We start from the raw sequence: 8,337 nt of genomic DNA on the forward strand, positions 1-8,337 counted from the left end.
TGACTAATGATTTATTTTCAGCCGTCAGAACATCACCACCTGGCCGCCGGTTTGCGGGTGTGGCATCACCGGGTTAATCTCGCCGGGCTTTGATATTGAGCGCATAAAACTTTCCATCGTCACAAAGGTATGGCCGCAATTCACATTAATGCACTGGTGATAGCGCTCTTTGGTTTCGATGGTGATTTGGCTGCTGCTGCGGGTATGGGCTGCGCTGTGGCATAAAGGGCAATTGAACATGATCCGGACTCCGGTATCATCCCGACTAAGGTCGGTGTTAATGATAATTATGCGTGATTATTGATTAAAAATCATCATTCCATATCCAAATCATCTATTTTCACCTCTAATTCCAGCGCGGTAGTAAAGCCGCTGTCACTCACGGAATGGGTCACAGTCACCAGCGTCCAATCAGCTTCATCAATCTGTTTTTTGAATCCGGTCACTTTAACCGGCACTTCGGGATAGAGATCCGCGCGCCCCCTGGCAAGCTGAATAGAGAATTTTGCCGCGCCCCGTTGCAGCCGTTCCCAATTGGATTTAGCCGCTCGCTGTGCGTTGTGTTTGCTGGCGTAAGTGGTGCGTAAGGTCAGCACATTCTCATCGGTGCCTATCAGGTATTCGCCTTGTTTTTCTTCTGGCTGTTTGGGCTTGGCGGTACTGGTCGCCTTACGCTTGCGCTTACGTTTTACCTTAACCACCGGTTTTTCGGTGGTGCGGGTATTCAGCCAGTTAGCCACCACGCCGGTATAAGCGCCCCGGTCAGCCATACTAAATTGATGGCCGTCGCCCAGGCTGCGGATAATAGTCATCACCGGAATCGATTTACCGCTGGCGGTTTTCGCCTGACCTTGTTTGATAAATAACAGATTGCCCTTTTTTACGGCGGCAATAGCGCCATATTGTTTCGCCAGTCGGGTAATGAAATTGCCGTCTGATTCGTTGGTTTGGTCTATATGGTCGACGGATAAATCAGACATGGCCTTATTTAAGGTTGGGGTGAGTTTATTGCGCCCGGCAATTATCTTAATAATGCCGCCAATGGTGGTTTTATGGTAAGACTGATCACGGCGAATATTGAGCGTTTCCCGAAAATCCGCACTGCGGGCGCGAATCGTCAGCTTATCCGGTGCGCCGCTGTGCTCTATTTCATCCACGGTGAATATGCCTTTATCAATCAACGCCGCCCCTTGCCAACCTAACGCAACGGCTATTTTAGCCCCTCGGCGTGGCAGCACTAATTTACCGTCTGAATCATCCAGTTCAATATCAAGCTGGTCGGCCTCAAAACCGCGATTATCGGTCAAAGTTAATGACATCAACCGCTTTTTAATACCGCCACTTTTATCGATACCATCCACGGTAATAGCATAATCCGGCGCGTTATGGCCGTTACTGGACAGGATATTGATCATGATAATAACCCGCTGGCGGTGTCAGAGATTTGCGCGGCGATATCATCAAATTGTTGGGATAAATCACCAAACATTTCTTTTAAGGATTCATCGGTGCGTTTTAATGTCAGCGTGAATTCAATCTTGCGTGCTGAACCGTCACTGAAAAAAATACTTTTGGTGCGGCTAAGACTCTCAATCACAAACATGCCGTGGATCGCCCCGTTCCCCTCAATCAATGACCAGGCCTTGCCGGTATCAGCCATCAACTGCAAGGCCATTAGTGAGAATTTACCGCCAGTCAGTTCGGGGTACAGCACGCCGGATAAGGTAATCGATTCTTCATCTGGCCCTAAAAATTGGCTAACCGGCCGCAAGCCGATGCGCGGATTGGACGGGTGACGCCATGCCATTTGGTGCTGAAAATCTTGATAAGGGACGGTTTGCAACATAAATACAAACATCCCTAATGCCATCATCATATTAGTACTCCTTAGTCGTCATGGTCTTGATAGCTGCGGTTTGATTTACTTTGTGTCTGGCGGTTATGAGCCGCTAATTGGCGGGCTACCTCGCGCGCGATATCCTGCGCATCATGCTGTGGTAACGGGTAAATATTGATAATGGGCGCGCCATTAGTGGTTTGATTTTGCTGATGGTTGCTGGTCTGGCCGCCGCCGTTACTGCGGTACTGTGCCGCCGGTAAGCTGTAGGGATGCAGCGGCGCAGCGGCGGCCTGATAGCCACTAAAGAGCATGGAAGCAGCAACCGCCATAGCCGCCGTATTACGGCGGCCGGTGACCTGTGCCGGGCCGTTGATGATTTCAGGGCCGTGCTCACCGACCACGCCAAATTTACCCAACGGGATGTGACCGCCGTTATCATATTCACCGGTATATTTCGCGGCGATATCAGCGGCACTGTTGCCCTTGGGTGCGGGCTTCCATGTAATACCGTACTTAGCTGCGACGGTGGCGATGGCCGGATTCGTTTGTGCCAGTTCGCGGGTTTTCTCGGAGCGCTGTTTTACTTCATCCAGTTTTTCCAGCACCCACTTAATGGATGAGATCAGCGCCTTGAGGGGGGTCATTGCCAAATCAATGCCATCAGCCAGAAACTGACCGAAAGATTTACCCGCATCGGCGGCGCTGTTTAAATCGGCGGTGGTCGATTGCACTGGCTCCAGTAACTTTTTAAACCAATTCCACACGTTTTTAACTGCATCACCAATCCAGTCAAACACCGGCCCCAGCGGTTTTAGTGCCTCTTTAATCGGGGCGGCGGCTTGCATAAAGCCCTCTACCACACCACCGAGAAATGCCTTAATCGGTTTCCAGTATTTGTAAATCAGTAAGCCAGCGCCCACGATGGCCGCCGCGATCAGGCCAATCGGGCTGATTAAAATCCCGAGCAGACTGCCCAAGCCGCCAAGGGCAAAACGCAGGAATTTAAGCGGGGACTTAGCCAGCCAGCTAATGCCATTACCCAGCATTTTAAACCCGCCGATAGCGGATTTAACCGGTGAACGCACCACATTACCCAGCCCGTTACCCAACCCCTTAAGGGTAGCAATAGCAGACTGACCGCCATTTTTAGACAGGGTGAGCAGGGAGCGGCTAAACGTGCCAATCTGACGCGTGGTTATCGGGGTGGTGCTCGCCAGTTTGGACATACCCAACGACAGGCGCGGCAGTAAGCGGATACCTAATACCGAGGTGGTAAAACGCAGTAGCGCGAACGGCCCCAAAATACCGACCACAGCAATCGCCAGCGCACCAAATGCGGCAGTCGCGATAGCGACAGCAGTACCTACCTGCACAATGCCAAGGCTGATTTTGGGGTGGGCCTTGAGAAACTCAGCCACGCCATGCATAAACTCAGTAATGCTTTTGGCTGTTGACCTAAGCCATGCGTCATTTTTCTCAAATAGCTCAACGCTGACGTTTTCCAGGGCGGCGTGAATAATGGTCATATCGCCTTTCAGGTTGTCCAGCTTGGTCGCTGCTACCCGCGCCGCTTCACCATCATATTCACCGGGCTTACCGCGCATCTTATCCAGTGAGCCATTGCCAGCAGCGTGCATTAACACACCAAAACCGGTGAGGGCATATTGTCCGGCGATATCTTTATAAATAGCGCCGCGCTCAACGTTGCCCATTTTGGCGGTCTTATCATTGATATCTTTGAGGATATCCACCAGATCACGCATATTGCCGTTTTTATCGGCGGTCTTAACGCCCAATTCTTTAACGGTACTGGAGCCACCAATACGACTTAAAATACTGCGCATGGTGGTACCGGCCTGACTGCCCTGAATACCAGCGCTACCCAGCATAGCGGTAGACGCTGCCACCGTTTCCAGACTCTGCCCGTATTCGCGTCCAACGCCACCGGAATACTTCATAGACTCGCCCAGCATCGGAATATCGACGTTATTACGGGTAAACAGGGCGGTGAGCACATCCGCTACCCGATCCATTTTCTCCGCCGGAATACCCATCGCGGTTTGAATATTGGAAGCAATATCCGCCGTGGTGCCGAGATCGATATCCCCGGCCGCGGCCAGATTCAGCATACCCGGCATCGCGCCTAATACTTGTTTAGGGCTATAACCGGTGCGGCCAAGAAAATATTGGCCCTGTGCCACTTCCAGATCGGTAAATTTAGAAGAGAGCGGCAAGGTACGGGCCTGATGGCGCATCGCTTGCATTTCAGGCGAGTTTTTATCTTTAATGCGGGTTACCGCCTGAGTGCCGCTCATCATGGCGTCAAATTCATAACCAACATGCAGCGCTCCGGCTATTCCTCGCCCCATAGCACGGCCGGTAGATAACGAGGTGTAGCCCAATCCGGCGGCAATGGCTTTGCGCTGATTGCTACTATCAAAGCGGTTACGGGCGGCACTGAGGCGCTGTTGTTGCTGGGCTTGCTGTTCTAACCGGCGCTGCTGTGCAGTCAGTGCGGCGGTGGTGCTGGTGATATTGGCCTTAAGGGATCGCTGTGCCTGACCTAATCGATTGGTGGCAATGCCGCTGCTTTGTAATGCGGTGCGCTGGCTATGCAGCGCGGTGCGTAAGTTATTGTATTTTTGTTTTAGTTTGGCGGCCTCTTCACTGGCGCGCTTAAACTCTTTGGCCTGTTTCGCGGTCGGTGCGGCACTGTTTTTTAATTCGGTTGCAAGCTGGCGCGCTTTATCACGGGCAGCAGCCAGCGCCTGAGCAGTGCCATTAATCGCCGCTTTATTCTTACGAAAACCCTCAATTTTGCCAGATTGTGCATCCAGTTGTTTGAGTTGGTCTTTCGTCGCTTTAATGGACGCGGCCAGCGTTTTATTGCTGGCCAACATAGATTTAAATGGCTTGGTAACTTTATCAATGGCACTTAAAGAAACCTGCAAGCGGAGGTTCTTATCACTCATCACTGCCCCCGTTACGGATAATGGCCTTATGCCGCCACTCTAAAAGTTCGCCGATGGTCATCGGATCGGTGGCGGATGGCGGCCAGTGAAAGGTGACCGCGATATCAGCCACCAAATCATCAACCGTTAGGCGCTCAGGTAGTCGGACTTGACCGAGTTCGGCAAGAAAAAAATCGCCAGCGCCTGAGACAGCGCGTAAATATCCGCCGGATCAAGATTGCTGATTTCTGGCACGGTCAGATTAGGGGTAGTGATACGCGGCAGCACCCGGATCAGCGCGTCAACATCGGTATCTAACAGCGCTTGCAACTTGGCCCCACGTAACGCCCCAGCGGTGGGTTTATTCACCGTCACTTCGGTAATGGTGGTATTCCCCCGGACGATAGGCACATCCAGCGTGATCACATTAAATTGGGGTTCAGTCGTGTCTTTTTTCATAATAATTATCCGATTAAAAGTTAGGAGGTTTGCCCCCGAGTGCGACGGGGCGACTGTTCCTACGGGCGCTCCGGCGGCCTAAGCCGCTACGACCCGAACGGAACATTTCCCCATCGATTGGGCTATCGCGACTCGTCATCCACTCTCTGATGGGGAGATGTTACAAACCAATATTACGGCGGTGGGCTTCCAGCATATCGACGCCGTTGACCCTTTCGACCATATTCACAATGTCGATTTCAATCAGCACTTCACCGTCCCACGTCAATTTGTAGTAGGTGCATTTGGTGGTGATTTTGGTGGTGGTGTTATCACCCTGTTTACTGTCACCGCCGTCGATATCCTCATGACGGCCACGCAACACAATCTCTACGGCGTGGGTTTCGCCGGTATCGTCGCGCTGGTAGGAACCGGCAAAGCGCAACATCACCCCGTCGACTTTGGTCACCCCCCACTGGCGGTAAATCTCGGACTCAATGCCACCTAACGTCCAGTCAACATCCAGCGCGCCATCAGCCAGCCCCAAATCAACCTTGGCGCTGCCGTTCATCCCGCCACCGCGAAAATCTTCAAATTTGCGGTTTAATTTTGGCAAGGTGATGGATTCAACCACCCCTTGATAACTGTTCCCGTTATTAAACACATTCAGGAACTTAAGTTTGCGTGGTAATGCCATAAGTTAAGCTCCTTAGCTGTTAACGGCGGCGGCGAAATTAGCCAGATAACGATCGGTAATGCGCTGACGCAGGGTTAAATCTTCCAGCGGTGGCACCGGCGTATAGTCGTAATCAATAAACAGACGGCCCGCTTTGAGGGTGGTTTTATCGTTCACGCTGTCGTCATACCAGCAATCGCCATCAATCAGATAACCGAATGATTTCAGCTCGCGCATTTTGGCGCGAATGCCCTCAATAATGTCTTTTGCCAGTGACGGGGTAAGCGGCTTATCGTTGGCCCACATATGCGCCTCGGCCATCGTGTCAGCCAGTACCTGTGCGGTGCGGGTGTAGTTCTCAAAGGCAAACAGCGGATCATCAGAACAAGAGCGGGAACCCCAAAAGCGGTAACCGTCTTTGCGGATCAGGGTGGTAACGTCTTTACTGTTGAGCAAATTGGCATCAGTGGCGCTGTTTTGCAGATCCCAAAACACATCGGCGCTGATACCGGTGACGCCATTCACCCCGACGTTAGACAAGGATTTATGCCAGCCCACATCATTATCAATCTTGGCGCGCAAGCCCAAGGCGCGGGCGGTAGCGTAAGCGGTGGCTTCAGCATTGGTCACCGTATCCCAGCTAAGGAAATCCGGCCAAATCACCATCGCTTCGCGCTGGCTGAAATTATCGCGATAGATAATGGCCTCTTCTTTGGTTTTACAACCATAGGCGCTGATGTAGGCAAAGGCGCGTAAATCCTGCGCAATGGCCAGCAGCGCGGTGGACACGTCTCTGGTGTCATGGCCCGGCACACCCAAAATGCGCGGTTTAACGTCAAACTTACCCTGCGCGGCTAACAGTGCTTTCATGCCGGTGTAGCGGCCATCCGGTGTGGCACCCCAATAATATTGGACGTGGTTTCAGCTTCGGTTTCCCCCTGCTCCACACGGACAACCACGGTCAGCGGCTTGGTTTGGTCGCTGATGGCCTCCAGCGCGTGGGCTAAGGTGCCGGTTTCACCGGCTTGGCCGCTGGCGGCCAGCACATTGGTGAGTAATACCGGGGTATTGAGTGGAAATACGGTAGCGTCAGCATCATCGGAGGTACAGACCATCCCGATCACCGCCGTACTGACAGTGCGGATCGGGCGAGTGCCTTCGTTAATTTCAATGACGCGCACACCGTGGTGGTAATCGGTTGCAGACATGCGTTTTTCTCCGGTTAAGCGTTCATTTGCTATGATGCCGGATAACTACGCGCGGGGCAGGTGATGGGGATTGTGTGAGGGATGGCACAAAAAACCAGATATGCAGATCAGCGATATTATCGGCATGAAAACCGACTACATCACGAATATTAGTACTATGCCAATCAGGGATTAGTGTGCCGTGCTGTAGCCGGTTTTTGCAGTATAACCCTTAAATATCGTTGTATTTACGGCTCAACTCCTACAGATTCAAAGTCATTGTAGATAGGTTAACCATCAATAAATCCGTTCCAGTGGTGACCTATCTGTTGTGTTAGAGGGCGCACACTACTTCGAGTGGCTCCTCGCTATCCCGCAGATAAGTACTGCGTAACGCATCAATTTGTTGCCACAAAATAAGAGAAAGAACCTCTTTAGCATCGGCTCGATCTATGGTAAAGATGGCGTAAATCAGCGCACGGCAGTGATCGATAAGTTCTTCTACTTCGCAGGGGGTGTCATCGTACATAGCGCACCTCCGGCAGCAGAGGGGAAGATGAAGCAACAGGTGTGGGAATAGCAACGATAGTGCAGGTCAATAATGACAGGTGTTTAGCCGTCAGATCCATGATGACTACCTCTTCGATGGGGGGATTATCACCACCAAGAGACGCTAATCTCAGAGGGTGGTGAACTGGACAGGGTTAGCGTAACCGGTCATCGAAGAACCCGGCGCACCTTACGATGCCCCCGCCCAGCTCACCATTTCTTGCTTATTACCCATGTAACCGTATTTACGCCATGCGCTTTGGTGTATGCCGGACTGCCAAATCCGGTAAAGGATTTTACCGCAGCGGTGCTGACTATAACCCGATGAGATTCTGCTGAGCAATTAGCCAGCATCATTTTAGGACAAACATTTTTCCACGTTAAAATAACGAGTTACAGGTGTGATTAAGGGATGTTTATACCGCTTCCGCTAAAGATAATAGAAGCGGGAGCGGTAAAATTTGTTGCTAGTTCAACTCGTTGTTGGTGAGCCTGCCGCTGGCAGATGTTTGCAATTGAATGAGGGCGGGTAACAGGATACTGATTGATGCCAGACAATGGCCCAACTGGCACAAACTTTCTGCTGAGAAATCCAACACCTCCTTGTCGGCAAAGGTAACAAAAGTATCCCCGATAAAATTCAGCCCATGCAGCAGTCCGGCGTAACATTCCTCGCTACTGTTTGCCAGTTCCAGC

The 8,337-nt window shown here is 51.6% G+C and carries 9 protein-coding genes and 1 pseudogene; all 10 read right to left on the minus strand.

Annotation, left to right across the window (positions count from 1 at the left end):
- Positions 1 to 24: 24 nt before the first annotated feature.
- On the minus strand, positions 25 to 240 hold the full coding sequence (locus YALDO0001_RS18540; RefSeq protein WP_004705487.1) for an ogr/Delta-like zinc finger family protein: 216 nt from the start codon (positions 238 to 240) through the stop codon (positions 25 to 27).
- Positions 241 to 314: 74 nt separating this feature from the next.
- Positions 315 to 1,415, minus strand: a complete 1,101-nt coding sequence (locus tag YALDO0001_RS18545) for a phage late control D family protein (protein ID WP_042840540.1) — start codon at positions 1,413 to 1,415, stop codon at positions 315 to 317.
- Complete coding sequence (locus YALDO0001_RS18550) at positions 1,412 to 1,876, minus strand: phage tail protein (protein WP_004705489.1); 465 nt, start codon at positions 1,874 to 1,876, stop codon at positions 1,412 to 1,414. Before YALDO0001_RS18550 ends, YALDO0001_RS18545 begins: the two co-directional genes overlap by 4 nt.
- A gap of 11 nt (positions 1,877 to 1,887) precedes the next feature.
- Entirely contained in the window at positions 1,888 to 4,812 is a 2,925-nt protein-coding gene (locus YALDO0001_RS18555) for a phage tail tape measure protein (RefSeq protein ID WP_042840541.1), read from the minus strand.
- Positions 4,805 to 4,924, minus strand: coding sequence for a GpE family phage tail protein (locus tag YALDO0001_RS18560; protein ID WP_004705491.1), 120 nt, complete (start codon positions 4,922 to 4,924; stop codon positions 4,805 to 4,807). The genes YALDO0001_RS18555 and YALDO0001_RS18560 overlap by 8 nt, the downstream gene beginning before the upstream one ends.
- Before the next feature lie 14 nt (positions 4,925 to 4,938).
- On the minus strand, positions 4,939 to 5,250 hold the full coding sequence (locus tag YALDO0001_RS18565) for a phage tail assembly protein (protein WP_049596255.1): 312 nt from the start codon (positions 5,248 to 5,250) through the stop codon (positions 4,939 to 4,941).
- Positions 5,251 to 5,410: 160 nt separating this feature from the next.
- The gene (locus YALDO0001_RS18570; protein WP_004705493.1) at positions 5,411 to 5,926 is read right to left on the minus strand and encodes a phage major tail tube protein; all 516 of its coding nucleotides are present in this window, start codon (positions 5,924 to 5,926) and stop codon (positions 5,411 to 5,413) included.
- 12 nt (positions 5,927 to 5,938) lie between these two features.
- Positions 5,939 to 7,113 (minus strand): annotated as a pseudogene (locus YALDO0001_RS18575) (phage tail sheath protein).
- Positions 7,114 to 7,426: 313 nt separating this feature from the next.
- A complete protein-coding gene (locus tag YALDO0001_RS18580) occupies positions 7,427 to 7,621 on the minus strand; it encodes a hypothetical protein (RefSeq protein ID WP_004705496.1) in 195 nt (64 codons plus the stop codon).
- Positions 7,622 to 8,108: 487 nt separating this feature from the next.
- On the minus strand, positions 8,109 to 8,337 hold a 229-nt coding region (locus YALDO0001_RS18585), incomplete at its 5' end, for a hypothetical protein (RefSeq protein WP_042840545.1).

Origin of the sequence: Yersinia aldovae ATCC 35236, assembly GCF_000173735.1 — a bacterium.
Classification (GTDB): domain Bacteria; phylum Pseudomonadota; class Gammaproteobacteria; order Enterobacterales; family Enterobacteriaceae; genus Yersinia; species Yersinia aldovae.